The organism is Pectinatus haikarae (assembly GCF_050916305.1).
Taxonomy (GTDB): domain Bacteria; phylum Bacillota; class Negativicutes; order Selenomonadales; family Selenomonadaceae; genus Pectinatus; species Pectinatus haikarae.
Window position 1 is genome coordinate 1,282,576 of sequence record NZ_CP116940.1, and the last position, 18,145, is coordinate 1,300,720.

The 18,145-nt window shown below is 41.4% G+C and carries 17 protein-coding genes; 12 read left to right on the plus strand and 5 right to left on the minus strand.

Translation table 11 applies throughout. From position 1 onward, the window contains the following. Positions 1-182: 182 nt before the first annotated feature. Positions 183-923: a methylenetetrahydrofolate reductase gene (locus NXG61_RS06255; protein ID WP_196603374.1), complete on the minus strand. Its 741-nt coding sequence runs from the start codon at positions 921-923 to the stop codon at positions 183-185. Positions 924-1,138: 215 nt separating this feature from the next. On the opposite strand from NXG61_RS06255, the gene cobM reads away from it, so the two are divergent. From cobM to NXG61_RS06295, 8 genes are all read left to right on the plus strand, one after another. Next, positions 1,139-1,912 (plus strand): precorrin-4 C(11)-methyltransferase, encoded by a 774-nt coding sequence (gene cobM, locus NXG61_RS06260; protein WP_196603375.1) that lies wholly within the window; start codon positions 1,139-1,141, stop codon positions 1,910-1,912. A gap of 6 nt (positions 1,913-1,918) precedes the next feature. Beyond that, positions 1,919-2,974 carry a cobalt-precorrin 5A hydrolase gene (locus tag NXG61_RS06265; RefSeq protein WP_307225227.1) on the plus strand — a complete coding sequence of 352 codons (1,056 nt, stop codon included), beginning with the start codon at positions 1,919-1,921 and terminating at the stop codon, positions 2,972-2,974. Next, positions 2,962-3,699, plus strand: a complete 738-nt coding sequence (cobJ, locus tag NXG61_RS06270; RefSeq protein WP_307225228.1) for a precorrin-3B C(17)-methyltransferase — start codon at positions 2,962-2,964, stop codon at positions 3,697-3,699. The genes NXG61_RS06265 and cobJ overlap by 13 nt, the downstream gene beginning before the upstream one ends. Next, positions 3,696-4,466 (plus strand): precorrin-6A reductase, encoded by a 771-nt coding sequence (gene cobK, locus NXG61_RS06275; RefSeq protein WP_307225229.1) that lies wholly within the window; start codon positions 3,696-3,698, stop codon positions 4,464-4,466. The genes cobJ and cobK overlap by 4 nt, the downstream gene beginning before the upstream one ends. Beyond that, positions 4,463-5,488 carry a tRNA (adenosine(37)-N6)-threonylcarbamoyltransferase complex transferase subunit TsaD gene (gene tsaD, locus NXG61_RS06280; RefSeq protein ID WP_307225230.1) on the plus strand — a complete coding sequence of 342 codons (1,026 nt, stop codon included), beginning with the start codon at positions 4,463-4,465 and terminating at the stop codon, positions 5,486-5,488. Before cobK ends, tsaD begins: the two co-directional genes overlap by 4 nt. A 329-nt stretch (positions 5,489-5,817) precedes the next feature. Further along, a complete protein-coding gene (gene nirJ1, locus NXG61_RS06285; RefSeq protein WP_196603380.1) occupies positions 5,818-6,999 on the plus strand; it encodes a putative heme d1 biosynthesis radical SAM protein NirJ1 in 1,182 nt (393 codons plus the stop codon). 16 nt (positions 7,000-7,015) lie between these two features. Further along, positions 7,016-8,014 (plus strand): putative heme d1 biosynthesis radical SAM protein NirJ2, encoded by a 999-nt coding sequence (gene nirJ2 / locus NXG61_RS06290; protein ID WP_307225231.1) that lies wholly within the window; start codon positions 7,016-7,018, stop codon positions 8,012-8,014. A 167-nt stretch (positions 8,015-8,181) separates the two neighbouring features. Next, complete coding sequence (locus NXG61_RS06295) at positions 8,182-9,309, plus strand: DUF362 domain-containing protein (protein WP_196603382.1); 1,128 nt, start codon at positions 8,182-8,184, stop codon at positions 9,307-9,309. A 52-nt stretch (positions 9,310-9,361) separates the two neighbouring features. Here the strand turns inward: NXG61_RS06295 and NXG61_RS06300 are convergent, their stop codons facing one another. The 4 genes from NXG61_RS06300 to bioF form a co-directional block, all read right to left on the minus strand. Continuing rightward, positions 9,362-9,808, minus strand: coding sequence for a universal stress protein (locus NXG61_RS06300; protein WP_196603383.1), 447 nt, complete (start codon positions 9,806-9,808; stop codon positions 9,362-9,364). Between the two features lie 55 nt (positions 9,809-9,863). Then, positions 9,864-10,715 carry a PHP domain-containing protein gene (locus NXG61_RS06305; RefSeq protein ID WP_307225232.1) on the minus strand — a complete coding sequence of 284 codons (852 nt, stop codon included), beginning with the start codon at positions 10,713-10,715 and terminating at the stop codon, positions 9,864-9,866. A 16-nt stretch (positions 10,716-10,731) separates the two neighbouring features. Continuing rightward, on the minus strand, positions 10,732-11,526 hold the full coding sequence (locus NXG61_RS06310; protein ID WP_307225233.1) for an HAD family hydrolase: 795 nt from the start codon (positions 11,524-11,526) through the stop codon (positions 10,732-10,734). A gap of 120 nt (positions 11,527-11,646) precedes the next feature. Further along, a complete protein-coding gene (gene bioF, locus NXG61_RS06315) occupies positions 11,647-13,554 on the minus strand; it encodes an 8-amino-7-oxononanoate synthase (protein ID WP_307225234.1) in 1,908 nt (635 codons plus the stop codon). Positions 13,555-13,879: 325 nt separating this feature from the next. On the opposite strand from bioF, the gene NXG61_RS06320 reads away from it, so the two are divergent. From NXG61_RS06320 to NXG61_RS06335, 4 genes are all read left to right on the plus strand, one after another. Next, positions 13,880-15,601, plus strand: a complete 1,722-nt coding sequence (locus tag NXG61_RS06320; RefSeq protein WP_196603387.1) for a methyl-accepting chemotaxis protein — start codon at positions 13,880-13,882, stop codon at positions 15,599-15,601. Positions 15,602-15,730: 129 nt separating this feature from the next. Continuing rightward, positions 15,731-16,138: a hypothetical protein gene (locus tag NXG61_RS06325; RefSeq protein WP_307225235.1), complete on the plus strand. Its 408-nt coding sequence runs from the start codon at positions 15,731-15,733 to the stop codon at positions 16,136-16,138. A 101-nt stretch (positions 16,139-16,239) separates the two neighbouring features. Continuing rightward, on the plus strand, positions 16,240-16,950 hold the full coding sequence (locus NXG61_RS06330; RefSeq protein WP_307225236.1) for a response regulator transcription factor: 711 nt from the start codon (positions 16,240-16,242) through the stop codon (positions 16,948-16,950). Next, complete coding sequence (locus NXG61_RS06335; RefSeq protein ID WP_196603388.1) at positions 16,947-18,008, plus strand: HAMP domain-containing sensor histidine kinase; 1,062 nt, start codon at positions 16,947-16,949, stop codon at positions 18,006-18,008. The genes NXG61_RS06330 and NXG61_RS06335 overlap by 4 nt, the downstream gene beginning before the upstream one ends. Positions 18,009-18,145 lie beyond the last annotated feature (137 nt).

Here is an 18,145-nt window from a genome sequence, read left to right on the forward strand (position 1 = left end):
TCTATTCCCTCTCCGTTAAAAAAATATCTATAGTTTATCCGAGTGTATAGGATCGGCACGGGCAGCATATGATACATGCCGATCCATGTCCTTCCTATCCGAAAATTTATTCTTTTTTTGAGCCGGTGCTGTATTTTGCGCGTACAATGACGGGCTATGATCTGAAAATGCCAGGAGGCACGTCAGATAAATACACTGCCCATATATTTTGCCAGATCGGCTTTTATTGGCATAATATACATATTACCGCCTGTTCTTTCAACAAATTCGCCGACTTTGCGGGCAAAGTTGATATTCCAGTCTAATGTGGGTTCAAAATCTTTTGGGAAGATAATATTATTTTTTATTTTCCAATAGCTTACCGAGTTTTCGGACAGAACAGGCGATATGCCCCAGTACACATCCAAACCCTCAAGCATTTCTGCGTACATTTCTATATATCGCATATCAAAAAAAGGCTGGGTGAAAAATCCTGTTGCTCCTGCCTGCAGTTTGCGGCGCACCTGATACATTTCCTGCCGCATGCTTGATCTGTATTGGTCTATTCCTGCATATACTTTAACTTCCGGCATTTCCTGCCGAAATTTGCTTATGATGTCTGTACTTATTGTCGGATACACTTTGGTCGCCATACTTTGAGGCGGATCGCCGGTGATCACCAGAACTTTTTTTATCTTTCTTTCCCGGAGATATTTTTTCATAGGCAGTTCATTGAGCAGATCTATATCAAGAGCTCTGATATGCGGCATAGTTTCAAATTCATATTCCTGCGCAATAGCAGCTCCCTCCCAGCCATGAATGTCAAAGCGCAGCAGTTCGGGAACATTAATCAAGCTGATCGGGAAATCATTATTCTTGATTAGCTGCAATTCTTCCCGCAAATCTTTTTCGGTGCGCGGCACAAGTTCAACAGAAATATTCATTGCATACCTCCTGCATATTTTATAATATATTGTAACGAAAAATCTTTATGAAGTCCAATTTATTTTTTCCATATATACTGAAAAGAAATATTATTTTATCTGGGGATGAAGTATACCGTAAATTGCCCCGGCAAACCAATTTTGCTATAATAAAATAGATGATTGTTCAATTGAAAACATTTCAAAATTTTCACCATTTTGAGGAGAGATTATATATGCATACAGTTCATATTGTAGGCGCTGGTCCGGGAGATCCTGAACTGATCACAGTCAAGGGGCAGCGGCTTCTTCAGCAAGCCGATGTTATCATATACGCGGGTTCTTTGGTAAATCCGGCACTTCTTGATTATGCGAAGCCCGGCTGTCAGATACACAATAGTGCTTCAATGACGCTCGATGAGGTAATTCATACGATTGAAAAAGCTGTAAAAAAAGGATTCAGCGTTGTGCGGCTGCATACCGGTGATCCAGCTATATATGGAGCTATTCAGGAGCAAATGGATGCGCTGAAGAAACTGGCAATAGATTTTGACGTAGTACCGGGTGTAAGTTCATTTCTGGCTTCCGCGGCAGCTTTGCGGCAGGAATATACTTTGCCGGAAATATCGCAGACCGTGATTATAACCAGAAATGCCGGGCGTACGCCTGTACCGGAAAAGGAAAGCCTCAAATCACTTGCTGTCCATAAGGCGACCATGTGCATATTTTTAAGCGTGCATATGCTTGACAAAGTAGCGGAAGAACTTATCGCGGGCGGTTATTCGTCTGATACGCCGGCAGCCGTTGTGCAGAAAGCTTCCTGGCCGGAACAAAAGGTTGTCCGCGGACAGCTAAAAACAATAGCAGAAAAAGTTAAAGAGCAGTCAATAGACAAGACGGCAATGATTATAGTAGGGGACTGCCTTGAAAGTGACTATGCGCTGTCGCGGCTTTATGCTCCGGAGTTCACGCATATGTATCGCAAGGGTACAGGGGCGGAGGAAAAATAGGCAACGATGAGATATGCAATCATTGCTGTCACGGCTAATGGAGCTCTTCTCGCCGAAAAACTGCGCGGCTCTCTTGGCGCAGTTTGTGATGTTTACGGAAAAACAGGTAAATATAAAGAAGGCCTGCCGGTCATTTCCTTTACAAAAATGCGTGATATTATGCCGGCGATATTTGCCCGGTATGATGGCGTCATATTTTTTTGTGCCGTTGGTATTGCCGTACGCATGACGGCGCCATATATAGTAAAGAAAGATGTCGATCCGGCTGTGGTAGTCATCGATGAACAAGGCAGGTATGCTGTAAGTCTCTTGTCGGGGCATCTGGGCGGAGCCAATGAGCTTGCCGAAAAAGCAGCCGCGGTGATTGGCGCTGTTCCGGTAATAACGACGGCAACAGATATCGGCGGTATGGAGGCCCCGGATATTGTGGCGCGCCGTTTGGGCTTTTGGGTTTTACCGCTTGCCAATGTGAAAATTATTAACACCGCTTTACTGGCGGGGAAAACAATAAATTATTATATAGATAAAGAGCTGCCGCACGGTGAGCGCTTTCTGGCTATGCTTAAAAAACAAGGGATAAGTGCAAAAATTTTCAGCATACAGGAATTAGACGGTGAAGGAAAGCCCTTAGTGCTGCTCACGGATAAGGTCATTGAAGCGGAAGGGATACTTTGCTTTCTGCGCCATAAACTTATTGCCGGTGTTGGATGCAGACGTAAAACGCAGCAGCAGCATATTGAAGAATGCCTGAAAAAAGCGTGCAGACTTATAGATTATGACATAGATGAGATCACTCTTATAGCAAGCACACAGGTCAAGGCCGATGAAGAGGGAATTTTGCTTACTGCCGGCAAATATGGTATACCCCTGAAATTTTGGGATAATGAATCTCTGAAAAAAAGTATAGAATATTATGGACTGAAGGAATCGGCTTTTGTCAGAAAACAAATAGGTGTGGGGAATGTCTGTGAAGCAGCTGCACTTGCCGGTGGGAAAAGTAAACTTGTATTAAATAAAACGAAATTTGAGAAAGTGACGGTAGCATTAGCATGGGAAAAATAACAGTCATCGGCATAGGTCCGGGCAGTCTTGAAGATATGACGCCGCGTGCCCGTAAAGCCATAGAAAAAGCCGATACGATAGTCGGCTATAACACATATATAAAATTGATCGAATCTTTGCTTGGTGAGAAAGCAGTGATCGGGACAGGGATGATGCAGGAAATTGACCGCTGCACAATGGCATTGCGGGAAGCCTGTGACGGACATGACGTTGCGGTGGTATCAAGTGGCGATGCCGGAGTCTATGGCATGGCAGGACTGGTGCTGGAGCTTCTGATGCAGGAGCAGCCGGCGATTCGTCCAAAGATAGAAATAATACCCGGTGTAAGTGCCGTAAATGCTGCTGCCGCTGTTCTGGGAGCACCTCTTATGCATGATTTTGCCGTTATCAGCTTGAGCGATCTGCTTACTCCCTGGGAGCTTATAAAAAAAAGAGCGGCATTTGCCGCGCAGGGAGATTTTGTCATTTCGCTTTATAATCCCAAAAGCCGTAAACGTGTGGAACATATTGAGGAAATACGTGAGATTTTATTGAAATATAAGCCTGGCAATACGCCGGTAGGAATAGTGCGGGGGGCAACCCGTGATGATGAATCAGTGACTATTTCCGATTTGGAAAACTTTACCAAAGAAAAAATAGATATGTTTTCTTTGGTTATCATAGGCAACAGCAATACCTACGTTAAAGGCAATTTCATGATAACACCGCGGGGCTATAAGTTATGATATTTCTGGCAGCCGGTACTCAGGACGGCAGACAGATAGCGCAGTTGCTTCTGCAAAACGGTTATGAGGTAACCGCCTCTGTTGTCAGTGGCTACGGGAAAGTTTTATTGAGCGGCCATCAAAAATTGACAGTTATCGAACAAATGCTTGATGAAAAGGCAATGCAAAAAATACTGCAGGATATCAATGCAAAAATATTCATTGATGCCAGTCATCCCTATGCGGTAAATATTTCACAGACTGCCATGCGGGTATGCCGTCAGCTGGGAATATATTACCTTCGCTATGAAAGACCCGCCATTTCCCTGCCGGATTATGAAAAACTTTATAAAACAAATTCCTTTGAAGCTGCGGCAAAAAAAGCTTTTGAATTGGGACGCAATGTTTTTCTCACTACGGGAAGTCGTCATCTTACTGAATTCACAGCACAGATTAAATCGCCGGAGCAAACGCTCACTGTCAGAGTGCTGCCGGCCGTGGAATCGATACAGGCATGTATAAATAAGGGCATTCTGCTCAAACATGTAATCGCCATGCAGGGACCTTTTTCCAAGGAATTGAATAAATCAATGTATGAGCACACGAAAGCTGAAGTAGTCGTGATGAAAAACAGCGGCAGTCTCGGCGGTTCCGATACGAAGCTTTCCGCAGCGATAGAAGCCGGTATTTTTGTGGTCGTCATCGGCAGACCGCCGCTGGAATACGATAATATTATTACTGACAGCAGACTGCTTATAGATAAAATAAAAAAAGTAGGAGAAAAATGATTACATTAGGAATAGAATCCAGCTGTGACGAAACTTCTGTGGCAATAATCGAAGACGGCAGGAAAATACTCGCCAATGTTATTGCCACACAGATTCCCATCCATCAAAAATTTGGCGGTGTCGTTCCTGAGATAGCGTCACGCAAACATATAATCAATATAATGCCCGTGCTTGACGAGGCACTCGATAAAGCGCAGCTGAAGCTTAAGGACATCGGACAGATAGCCGTGGCATACGGACCCGGTCTTGTCGGAGCACTTCTTGTGGGTGTATCGGCAGCCAAGGCATTGGCCTTTTCTCTCGGGGTGCCATTGCTGGCGGTGAATCATCTTGAGGGGCATATATTTGCTAATTTTTTATCCCATCGCCAATTGGAACCGCCGTTTGTTTCACTTGTCGTTTCCGGCGGACATACGGCACTTGTTGATATGAAGGGCTACAATTCCTTTTCCATGATTGGACAGACTCGTGATGATGCTGCGGGAGAGGCGTTTGACAAAGTTGCCCGTCTGCTGGGACTTCCCTATCCCGGCGGTCCGCAGATCGATAAACTGGCCAGGCAGGGAAACCCAGAGGCTATAGATTTTCCGCGCGCTCTCATGAAAGATAATAATTATGAGTTCAGTTTCAGTGGGTTAAAATCGGCGGTTATCAACTATATTCATAATGCCGGTCAGAAAAATATATCAATAAATAAAGCAGATGTTGCGGCTTCTTTTCAGAAAACAGTCATAGATATCCTCGTCTGCAAGACGATAATGGCAGCTCGTTCAACAGGCATGAAAACGATCGTTCTGGCAGGAGGCGTTGCTGCAAACAGCCAGCTTGAGGAAAGATTAACGGAAAAATGCCGGCAAAACGATATAGATTTTTATTTTCCAAGCAAAATACTTTGCACTGATAATGCGGCAATGATTGCCTGCCGCGGTTATTATCAATCACTGACCGGTAAATTTGCCGATATGAATTTAAACGCGGTTCCTTATCTTGAACTTAATGATTCATATGCAGATGATCAATAGCGTGGAGGCAGACGGCTTTTGATATGAAATTTATGCAGTTTATAAAGAAGTGGTAATATTGCTGCCGTGTAAATATAATCCATAGATGAAATTTATCAGCCTGTTTGATTCTCTTATGTGCAAATATAAGAGAATTATTTTTTTCTGCTTACTCCCCCAAATGTATGCGTGCTGTCAAAGGCTATTTTTATATATTTTTTTGCACGTGTTTTTCTGCAAAAAAAAATTAAGTTTTGTTTTAGGATTGACCTTTATTGTTCTTGCTGTTATCATTAAATATGAATTATATTCACATTTAATGATAACAGCATATAGGAGATAAACAGCTTATGATTAGCGTTACAAAACTATTATTTGCTACTGATTATTATGGAGACAGTCTGCGTTACACAAAGAATGCGCGTCACGCTAAAAATGGTGTGCATGAAGGAGCAGGTCCCGTGGTTGTCTGGAATTGCACACGCACCTGTAATTTGAAGTGCCGTCATTGCTATATGGATTCAGACGCCAAAAAATATAACGATGAACTTAATACGGATGAAGCTGTCCGCTTTATAGATGATTTGGCTGACTTTAAAGTTCCCGTATTATTATTTTCCGGAGGAGAGCCCCTGATCCGCCCGGATTTTTTTGAGCTTGCCGATTATGCGGCAAAAAAAGGCATCAGACCCACTCTTTCTACAAATGGAACACTTATTACCAGGGAATATGCCCAAAGAATCAAAGATATCGGTGTGGGTTACGTTGGTATATCTTTGGACGGATTAAAAGATGTCAACGATAAATTTCGTGGCAGAGAGGGTGCCTTTACCGCAGCCATGCAGGGGATAGAAAACTGTGTCGCCGTCGGTCAGCGTGTTGGTCTGCGTTTCACGATAAATCAGCATAATTTACAGGAATTGGAAAGCATTTTTGATTTTATCGAAGAGGAAAACATCAATCGTGTGTGTTTTTATCACCTGGTTTACTCAGGACGAGGAACACAAATGATGGATGAAGATGTTTTGCCCGAACAATCGCGCCAGGCCATGGATATTATAATAAAAAGGACGCGTGATTTTGAAAGCCGCGGACTGAAAAAAGAAATACTTACTGTCGACAACCATTGTGACAGTGTATATATGTATTTGAAAGCAGTAAATGAAGGAAATACCGCACTTGCCGAGCAGATTAAGAAATATGCTTTCTTTAATGGGGGGAACCGTTCCGGTATTGCTTTCGGGGAAGTTGATCCCATGGGATATGTACATCCTGATCAATTTACTCAGTATTATACTTTCGGCAATGTGCGCGAAAGAAAATTCGGCGACATTTGGCGGGACGTATCACATCCGATAATGGCAGGTTTGAAGGATCGCAAGCCCCTTCTTAAAGGGCGCTGCGGTAAATGTCAGTATCTCGATGTGTGCAACGGCAATTTCCGTACACGCGCAGAGGCAAGAAACGGCAGTTTTTGGGAAGAAGATCCGTCCTGCTATCTGACTGACAGTGAAATTGGTATAAGCCGATAATATAGGAGTATATATAATGATAATCTCATGGAATACGACCAATGCCTGCAATATGTATTGTGAACACTGCTATCGTGATGCCGGCTGCAAGGCTGATGAAGAACTGGATACAGAAGAAGCAAAAACACTTCTGGAACAGATAGCCAAAGCCGGTTTTAAAATAATGATCTTTTCGGGCGGAGAACCTCTAACGAGATCGGATATTCTGGAATTGGTCGAGCATGCCACCAAGCTCGGACTCCGCTCTGTGTTTGGCACCAATGGCACTCTCATAACAGAAGATATGGCGTTTAGGCTGAAGGAAGCCGGGGCCATGGGAATGGGAATATCGCTTGATTCCATGGACCAGGAAAAACATGATAAATTCCGCAAATTTGACAAGGCGTGGGAGGGAGCTGTGCGCGGTATGAGAAACTGCCGCAAGGCAGGACTGCCCTTTCAAATACATACTACAGTTATGGACTGGAATCAGCATGAACTGGAAGCTATAACCGATTTTGCCGTAAAAGAAGGGGCTGTCGCACATCATTTTTTCTTTCTCGTACCAACGGGACGGGCAAAAACCATTGAAACGGAATCCTTGCGGGCACGTGCTTATGAGGATGTTCTTGCGCGCATTATGAGAAAGCAGCAGGAGGTCTCCATTGAACTTAAGCCTACTTGTGCTCCGCAGTTCATTCGCATTGCTTCCCAGATGGGAATAAAAACGAGATTCAGGCGGGGGTGTCTTGCCGGGAATTCTTACTGCATTATCAGTCCGCGCGGCAAGGTGCAGCCCTGTGCCTATTTGAATATGCAGCTTGGCGATGTTCGGGAAACACCTTTTGATGAAATATGGAAAAATAGTGATGTCCTTAATAAATTGCGCACATTTGATTTTAAGGGCGGCTGTGGTAAATGCGAATATAAAAAGGCCTGCGGCGGCTGCAGGGCAAGAGCTGCTTATTATCATGACGGCGATTATATGGCGGAAGAACCGTGGTGCCTGTATCACGGAAGAGAAGGTCAATATTGATCTGATTTTTGCATGAAAAATAGATACTGTCCTATCAGTTCTGCGGGTGCATGAGAATATTTTACCATAACTTCTTTTCTTGTATCTTGTATAGTCTTATCAATAATTGTTATAATAGCAATTGCAACAGATAAAGATATGCTGGATTGTTAAAAGGAGTGTTATGAATGGAAAAAGCAAAAGTTTATTTTACCGATATGCGTGTGTATCCCGGTAAAGATAATTTATTGCAAAAGCTCGATAAGCTCATAGAAAAAGCCGGTATAGGCGGTATCGGTTTCAATGGAAAATTTGCTGCCATAAAAATTCATTTTGGCGAGTTGGGAAATCTTTCTTTTCTCCGTCCAAATTATGCCAGAGTGGTGGCGGACTCTGTGAAAAAATATGGCGGAAAACCTTTCCTCACAGATTGCAATACGCTTTATGTAGGCACCCGCAAAGATGCTCTGGAACATTTGGATACGGCTAATATAAATGGCTTTAACCCGATGTCTACGGGATGTCAGAATATTATAGCTGATGGTCTTAAAGGAACAGATGAAGCTTATGTTCCGGTTCCTGGCGGTGAATATATCAAAGAAGCAAAAATAGGGCATGCTCTTATGGATGCTGATATAATAATTTCTCTTACGCATTTTAAAGGCCATGAAATGACAGGTTTTGGCGGTGCCATAAAAAACATCGGCATGGGCGGTGGTTCGCGTGCAGGGAAAATGGAAATGCATTGTGATGGCAAACCAACAGTCAAAGAAGAAAAATGTATTGGCTGTGGCATGTGCAGGAAAACCTGCGCTCATGACGCACCTGTAATCGAAAACAGAAAGTGCCATATTAATGAAGATGCCTGTGTAGGCTGCGGCCGCTGCATCGGAGCTTGTCCTACAAATGCTATAATCCCTACCAATTGGAATGCGGGGAAAATGGTCAATCTTAAAATGGCGGAATATGCCTGTGCTATTTTGCATGATCGCCCGCAATTTCATATCAGTCTTATCGTTGATGTTTCGCCAAACTGTGATTGTCATGCAGAAAATGATGCTGCAATAGTGCCAAACATAGGAATGCTGGCATCGTTTGATCCGGTGGCCATAGATCAGGCTGCTGCTGATCTTGTTAATCAGGCGCCTGTTATAAGTAATTCGGCATTAGGAGAAAATGTTGAACGGGCTCCTCAGGAGGCTCAGCTGCATGATCATTTCCATAATAATCATCCTGATACGGAATGGCAGTCATGCCTTGACCATTGCGAAAAGCTGGGAATGGGATCACGCAGATATGATCTTATAAAATTATAATTTGCCACAGTAAAAGGCCGCTGTTTGTTTGAAAACAAACAGCGGCCTTTTTTCAGTGCACGATCATTACGGGACATACAGCACATTCTATCAGATAACGGCTTACACTGCCAATCATTATAGCTTGTTCTGGATTAAGACCTCTTGTGCCCATAACGATAAGATCTGTTTTGAATATTTGGGCCATCTCTAAAATAATCTCTTTTGGATCACCGGCTTCGGTGTGAAGTACAGTTCTGTTCTGTATTTCCGACGGAAGTTTTTGGTATACTCTTTCAAGGATATCATCACCTGTTTTCTTCAATGCCTCAATAACATCGGCGGGCATATCTTCACGGCGAATAATATGCTGCGGCATAGGACCGTTGCGCAGCTCTGCTATATAGATGAGGTCAATATGAGCTCCTGTCATGCCGGCAAATTCTGCTGCCTTGGCTGCCGCCCTGTCTGCTGCTGCCGATCCGTCGACAGGAACCAGAAATTTTTGAAATGCACACATTATTATACTTCCCCTCCAATTATGTTTTTTATATTGATAATGAAATTACCATTAATCAGTCAATCGGCACTATTTCACGTTTCCTGTCCGTGAATTTGATCCGTGTGTTATAACCAAATGATTTTGCGTATGCGATGGCATCATCTATATATGCCCCGCAGTCTTCCGGTTTATGCGCATCGGAAGATGTTATTACGGGAAGACCGCAGTGTGCCGCTGCCTTCATAAAAGCAGGATAAGGAGAAATCTCTTTGATCGGGTAGCGATAATATGTTCCGGTGTTGATATCGACAGCCATATCAGCTTTCCTCATTGCTTCGGCGACACGGATAAGATAAGGTTCTACATCAAAATCAGGCAGAAATTTAAAAATACGGATATTGAACGGATGCCCGAGAATATCATATAAACCGGAAGCACATAATTTTTCCGCTTCTTCCGTATACCATTCATAAATGTCTCTGAGGTCGTGCTGCTTCCATTCATCTTTTATCTGGGACGAATCATATGCCCAGCCATGAAGAAAATGTACAGAGCCGATTATATAATCAAACTTGTGGCCGGAAAGAATTTCCCTGACCTTTTCCTGATTTTGGAAGTTACATACTTCAATACCTGTTTTTACCGGAAAACCATTTTTTTTGAGCAAATTAATAAAATTTATATAGTCACGCAAAGGACATTTAAACTTGTTTGTCTGCAGCCATTTTTTCTGAAATTTGCCGATGAAAGAATCATCATAGACAACATCCTCATAGTATAGCTCTTTAAAATCAGTAAAACCATGCGTGTGTTCAGAGATGCCGATTTCCTCAATGCCGCGTTTTTGCGCACTGTCGAAAAATCCCTTGACCCAGTTCAAATCATACGAACCGTATTCAAAATGCATATGATAATCTATTTTCATGATTCATGCCTCAGTTTCAATTTTTGGCGAGCATTTCCTGTATTACTGTCATCACACCGGCCCGGCTGTTAGCCGGCGCGATATGTTTTGCGATTTTTTTGAGTTCAGGAACGGCATTCTCCATAGCGTAACTTTCACCTACGACCTTTAGCATTTCCCTGTCATTGTAAAAGTCACCGAAAGCCATACATTCTTCCGGTTTTATGCCCAGCTGCTGCTGAAGTTTTTGAATGGCTATACCCTTATTTATTTCCTTCGGCATAATATCCACCCACATATTAGTGGCCATAACGACCTGAACATCCTTTTCATATGGCAGTAAATATTTGTAAGCATTTTCTTTAACATTTTCATTATTGCAATCACAAATGGAAATTTTTATAATTGGTTCTTTTATAGAATCAAAACTTTCTATAAATGTATGTCTTGTATAATATTTTCCCATTTCGGCCAGAAGAGCCTCATTATTTGTCGTGACATAACTGCCATTACATGTGCAGACAACGGTATATACGTCTTTTAAAGAAGCTGCAGCACGAATAAGTGTTCCTGTCAGACTTTCAGGCAGACTCACATAAAATAACAGATCACGTCCTTTGGACACCATCGTGCCATTCTCCGCGATAAAAAGCCAATCGTCCTTATATTTTGAAAACTGTTTTACCAATGCATAATATTGGCGGCCGCTGGCAGGTGAAAAAATTATATCCCGCTGTTTTAATTCTCGCATAACTTCATCGAAGTCCCGCGGAAGATTGCCGTTATCATCAAGCAAAGTACCGTCCATATCAGAAATTATCCATTTTATCATCCGCAAATCTCCTCTGTTAAAATTAATTTTATTATAACATAACAAAATTAAATTATCAGTAAAATAATCATGCCGGATATTTTCCTGATATGAGCGGTGCTTTTGTCTGTCTATAAAATACTATTTTTCATCAACGTATCTGGCAATGATATCTGCGGCATGATGCAGTTCCTGTTCAGTATGTGTTGCCATAATAGCCGCTCGCAATAGTGCCTTTCCTTTTTTTACAGTCGGGTAGCGGATTGCCAGTATAAAAATATTATGTTCAAAAAGTTTTTGCGCTATTTGCATACTCTGCTTTTCATCACCGATATTGATAGGAACAATAGCTGAATCAGAATGAGAATAAATACCGTTCTTTTTGAGGCAGTCACAAAAGTATTGAACGTTATTCTGCAATTGTTTCACATGCTGCGGTTCAGCCGCCAGGATTCTTAGGGCTTCATCAGCAGCGGCAATTACTGCCGGTGATAAACTGGTAGAAAAAATAAAACTGCGGGACTTGTTGCACAGTTCATCGATCAAAAGACGGCTGCCGCATACATAACCGCCTTCGCTGCCGAGTGCTTTTGACATTGTTCCCATTATAATATCAGGCTGTGCCGTAAGTCCAAAATATTCACAAATACCATGTCCTGTTTTTCCTATAACACCGGTGGAATGAGCTTCATCTACCATGCACAGCAAATGATTTTTTTTTGCTGTTTCTAAGATATCCGGCAGAAAAGCAATATCGCCGTCCATGCTGAATACTGCATCTGTGACGATCAGCCCCCTGGAGCAAGGTGTTTTTCTTATTTTATCGGCTAGATCAGTCATATCATTATGCCGGTATATAACCGTTCGGGCACGGCTGAGACGGCAGCCGTCAATGATACTGGCATGATTATATTCATCACTGAAAATAACACTGTTTTTATCACAAAGTGCAGTAATGATTCCCACATTTGCCATATACCCGGTATTGTACAGCAGGGCAGCTTCCGTGTTTTTGTAATTGGCAATATTTTTTTCCAGAACTGTATGAAGCGGCAAAGTGCCTGTAAGCAGACGTGAACCTCCTGAACCCGTGCCAAATTGTTCCGTGGCCTTTTGGGCAGCTCTTTTGGTACGAGGATCATTTGAGAGATTTAAATAGTTGTTTGAAGCTAACATAAGAAGGTCGCGGCCATTACTGTATACATGTGAGCATTGAGCGGAATGCATTTCTTTCATTTCACGATAAATGAAACTTTCTTTGCGTTCTTGTAAATCATCGCGCACAAATTGCCAGGGATCTGCTTCCTTGATCTTTTTTGCCGGGGCTGATGGTACGCTGCGGACTAAGACGTGCTGTTTTTCAAGGTAATCTATACATTCATATTTATCTCCGCTGCGTCCGCGGTAAAGAAATATACGTCCGCCGTACGGGCAGCCATCTTTTTTTAGCTTTGTTATGCGTACATAGCCAAATTTTTTTGAAGCAATATATCCCGTCACATAATCAGGATCATCTGATATGCATATTTCCGCAATAATATTAGGGGCATTTGCTACCTTACTGGCGAGTATAACAGCTTCCTGAAAATGATTTTTGCAGCAGCCGTTATCCGTCAGTGCTGTATGTTCCGCATCCATATAAGTAGCACGAATGCCGCGATCAAGATTTGGTTCAAGACGTTCCAGTGTGTCAGCATTAAGCAGCATGGCACCCCGCATAGCATAAGTTTCCTTAAATTTTTTTATAATTGATGAACTGTTTCTGAGTCCCAGTTTTTTTAGATATTCCAGAAGAATATTTTGTCCTTGCGCCGGTGAGTCTACATCGATAGAGGATACGGGCAATGCGTCAATATATTCTATCTTTTGAGCATCTACCGTTTCTATTTTGATATTTATAAGATCGGGTTGCCCTTTTGTGTGGTGGAGTGCTCTTTGCACCAAGGCCATTATATTTGTATCGAGTTCTTTTTCATTTAATATTTTTTCTGCACCGGAAATATGTTCAGCTGATTTACTGGCTCTCATTTTTAAACTGTACAGAGGCATGCATATGCACCTTCCTTAAAATAGATGTCTTTTTAAATCTCCAAATAAAAAATAGATCAGGAGATATGATATTTAATGCTTATTTTAGAGTAAACACGTAAGCAAATAATGTCAACTTATTTTTATAATTAGTTAACGTTAATAAAAGAATGGTTTTAATAAATGCAATGCCGAAAAAATTCCTATGAGATAAATGCTGTTTAAAAGAGCTGAATTAATAAAAGTCGAAAATATGAAAATTTTTTGACTTTTATTATCATATTTAAAGGGTTTAAATAATTTTACACGAAGTAATTATTTAATAAATATGACTAGGAGTGGTAATATGCAATGGTTCCATCAACTGAAAATCAAACAAAAATTGGGCATACTTGTAGGAATACTGTGCATGGCCATTTTGACTGTAGGGGCATTCGGGTACTGGAATTTGAAGCAAAGCAATTTATATCTGGATAATATGTACCAGAATACTATGATGCAGGCGAAATTGGCATATAATAATCAGATACTTATCGGACGGATTCGGAACGACATATTTGAGCTTATGCTGACTTCAGATGCAGCAGAGAATAAAGTATTGCAGAAAGATATAGAAACCAGCCGAAGTCAATATGCGGATATTTTTTCAAAGTTGGGAAAAATGGATCTTTCAGATCAGCAGAAACAAAACTTTCAAAAACTAAATGATATAATTCCTAAATATAAAGAAGCAAATAATGAGGCATTGGCCTTAGCGATAGAAAATAAAAATACAGAAGCTTATAATGTTTATAAGACAAAAGTGGAGCCGTCGGCAAATGCCGCATTGCAAATTTTGAGTGATATGTCGATGCTTGCCGAAAATGAGAGCAAGAGTATGAAGGAACAATCGGATGACAACTTATATCGTATGCAGCAAATATTTTTTGTATTTACTATTGCAATGATTGCAATAGGAGTATTTCTGGGTGTTATAATTATCAGAGAAATAGTGTCGCGCCTGCGTGAATCGGTAGATTTTTTGGGCAATGTTGCTATGGGTGACTTTTCGCAGGAAATCCAGGGACATGCCTTGAAAGACCGCACGGAATTTGGAAAACTTACGCAAGCTATGCACCAAATGAATAACAATGTACGTACCTTGATCAAACAGATGGTAAATACTTCGGAACAGGTTGCGGCGGCATCGGAAGAACTTGCAGCCAGCGCTGACCAGTCATCACATGCGGCCAACCAAGTAGCAAATTCCATTGATAAAGTAGCAAATGGAACCAAGCGGCAGGTGGAAATAGCAATTGCCACAAATAATGTTGTTGAGGAAATGGCAAAAGGCATCCATCAGGTAACGCAGAACACGATGAATGTTTCTGAATCTGCGGAAAAAACTTCTGATGCGGCTGTCACCGGGAATGAGGCAATCGAAGAGACTTTAAAGCAGATGAAGATGATTGAACAATCGACGGCAAATACAGCCAATGCGGTGGATGATCTGGAAGATAAATCAAAGCGTATCAGTGATATGGTAAGATTGATATCAGAAATTGCCGAACAAACGAATTTATTATCTTTGAACGCTGCTATAGAGGCGGCTCGTGCCGGTGAACAGGGCCGGGGGTTCTCGGTCGTTGCGGAAGAAGTGAGAAAGTTAGCTGAGAAATCAGCAGAGGCGACTAAAGAAATCACGATGGATATTACTGATATACAAAGTAAAACGCAGACGGCAGTGACCTTTATGAAGGAAAGCAAGCGGGAAGTGGAAGCGGGCTCTGAACTTGTCAATATAGCACAAAGAAATTTCACGGATATATTGCAAATGGTACGGAGTATTTCGGGCGAGATCACAGATATTTCCGCCGCAGCGGAGGAACTTACTGCGGGAACAGAAGATGTGATACGATCCGCAGGTGTTGTCAAGGATGAAAGCCGGCAGGCAGCTGATGAGACAGAAACGATTGCTGCGGCTACAGAAGAGCAGTCTGCGTCGGTTGAGGAGATTGCTTCTGCCAGCATGCATTTAGCAAAACTGGCGGAGGAATTGCAGTCAGCTGTTCAGAAATTCAAGATTTGATCTGCAGTGCACCGTATAATTTTATTTCTGAATGATTGGTCACATATAGGTCACATTCACAGTATATAATCATCTCATTAAAGAAAAAACAGTATCAAACATGATATTGGCAATGAGAGGAAAATAGAAATGAGTGCAAATGGTTCAGCAAAAGCTATAAAGGCAGAGCAGAGAGTAAAGGAAAAATCAAAAATAGAAGTTGATCAAAGAGTAATCGAAGCATTTCAGCTTATGTGGGGGAACTTTCCGGAACCTGCTACTTTGGTACATAAAAGCAGAGAGGTTATCGCCGTTAATGATGCTTGTGCAGCGATCGGAAGGATAAAGGGGATGAACTGTGCAACCCACGGCGCGCCTGAGGCACACAGAGGCTGTTTGGCTGATCAGGCGTTGAGTAAGCAGCAATCCGCATTCAAAAAAATAGAGTTTGGCGATAAAACGATCATATCCTATTGGCTGCCTGTAGAAGGATATCCTGAACTTTTTATTCACTTTGGAGTCGGGGTGACTATTGATTATGACGCCGTGCAGAGATAATCTATCCAGGTGTTTTTAAACTTGCAGGAAAATAAATAAGATAATAAAGCTCCCTTTAGAGAATGCCACTCTGAGGGAGCTTTATATTATAGACAGAAATATTGAGGGAAGAAGGTGGGCTCATATTTTCCATATTAGTTGTTGAAGATGATGAGACTTTAAATAAAATGATCTGTGCAAAATTAAAGTATGAAAAATTCAAGACTTTTTCGGCATTCAATGGTAAAGAAGCATTGGAAATACTTGATAAAGAATATATAGACTTGCTGGTTACAGATATTATGATGCCGATAATGAATGGATATAAGCTTACGCGGGAACTCAGAGAAGCGGCGTATAAGCTGCCGATGCTCATGATCACCGCGAAGGGACAGATGGAGGATTTAGAAAAAGGATTTCAAGCGGGAACAGATGATTACATGATTAAGCCGATTAATCTCAAAGAAATGGTTCTCAGGGTGAATGCACTGCTCAGACGAGCGAAAATTGCCAATGAACAGAAATTGGTCATAGGAAGGATGTTTCTCAATTATAGTACACTTATGATCAAGGTCGATTCGAGGGAATACAATATTCCGCCTAAAGAATGTTATTTGCTGTTCCTTCTGCTCAGCAATCCCAATAAAATTTTTACGCGGCTTGAAATTATGGATGAGATATGGGGTATGGAATCAGAGGCTGATGAACGGAGCGTTGATGCCCATATTAAAAAAATTCGCCGCAGATTTGAGTCCAGTACAGATTTTGAGATCGTTACGATCAGAGGACTGGGCTATAAAGCGAAAGTTAATGTACCAGATGGTGGCAAATGAAAAATAGGAAGATGAGTCTTCGTCCTTACATTACATTTATATCTATTATTACATTATGCTGTGCTTGTCTGATTTCCTGCAGTATTGTCGTAGTAGGAGCATGGCTGTTTTATCATGGCCCCATTACCTTAGTTTCGGGGATTATCATGTGTTTTTTGGCATGTATTCTAAGTATGATCAGCGGAGGGATTACACTATACATAATTTTCGGGCGGTTATTAAAGCCTATCGAAGAATTAAATCCGGTCGTAAATGAGATTGCAGAAGGAAACTTCAATGTCAGGATCGAACGTGATGAACGGAAAAAAGGAAGTTATCTTTACGCTAACGAACTTGATGAACTGGCCGCCAATGTAAATAAAATGGCAGAAGAACTTTCAAGTATGGATTACATGCGCAAAGATTTTATGAGCAATGTTTCCCATGAAATAAAAACACCTGTTGCCGCAATTACGAGTGTCGCGGAACTGCTCTTGGATGAGCTGCTTGAAGAACAAAAGCAAAAAGAATATTTGACACTTATATATCAGGAAGCAAGGAGATTATCAATACTCGGTGAGGATATGCTGCAAATGTCACATTTGGATCATAAAAAAATTGTTGTAAGAAATGATAAGGTTCGGGTGGATGAACAACTTCGCCGTGCAGTTATTTTGCTGTCACAAAAATGGAGTGAGAGTGGACATAAGTTTGATCTGAATTTTTGTGAAGCAGTCGTAGAATCTGATAAATCGCTTATGATGCAGGTTTGGATAAATCTTATTGATAACGCAATGAAATATTCCCCAATAAACAGCACGATCCATATTAATGAGTACATAAAAGAAAATAAACTGATTGTCAGTTTTCAGGATGAGGGAATCGGCATTGAAAACGAAAAAATGTCTAAGATCTTTGATAAATTCTATCAATGCGAAGAATCCCACAAAAAGCAGGGGAGCGGCCTCGGACTGTCCATAGTAAAGAGGATTTTAGAACTCTTAGGCGGAGAAATTCACTATGAAAGTGAAAAAAATATTGGAACGACCGCCATCGTGGAAATATGGATCTATAAATAATATTGTGTTTTTTAAAATTTTGATGGGAGTATAATAGCCGCATAAGAATTTATTTAACATGGAGTAATTTTTGGTCTTTATTTGAGAGGATGAAATAAGCTTTTTTACTGACTGTTCTTTATGCTATAATATTGCCA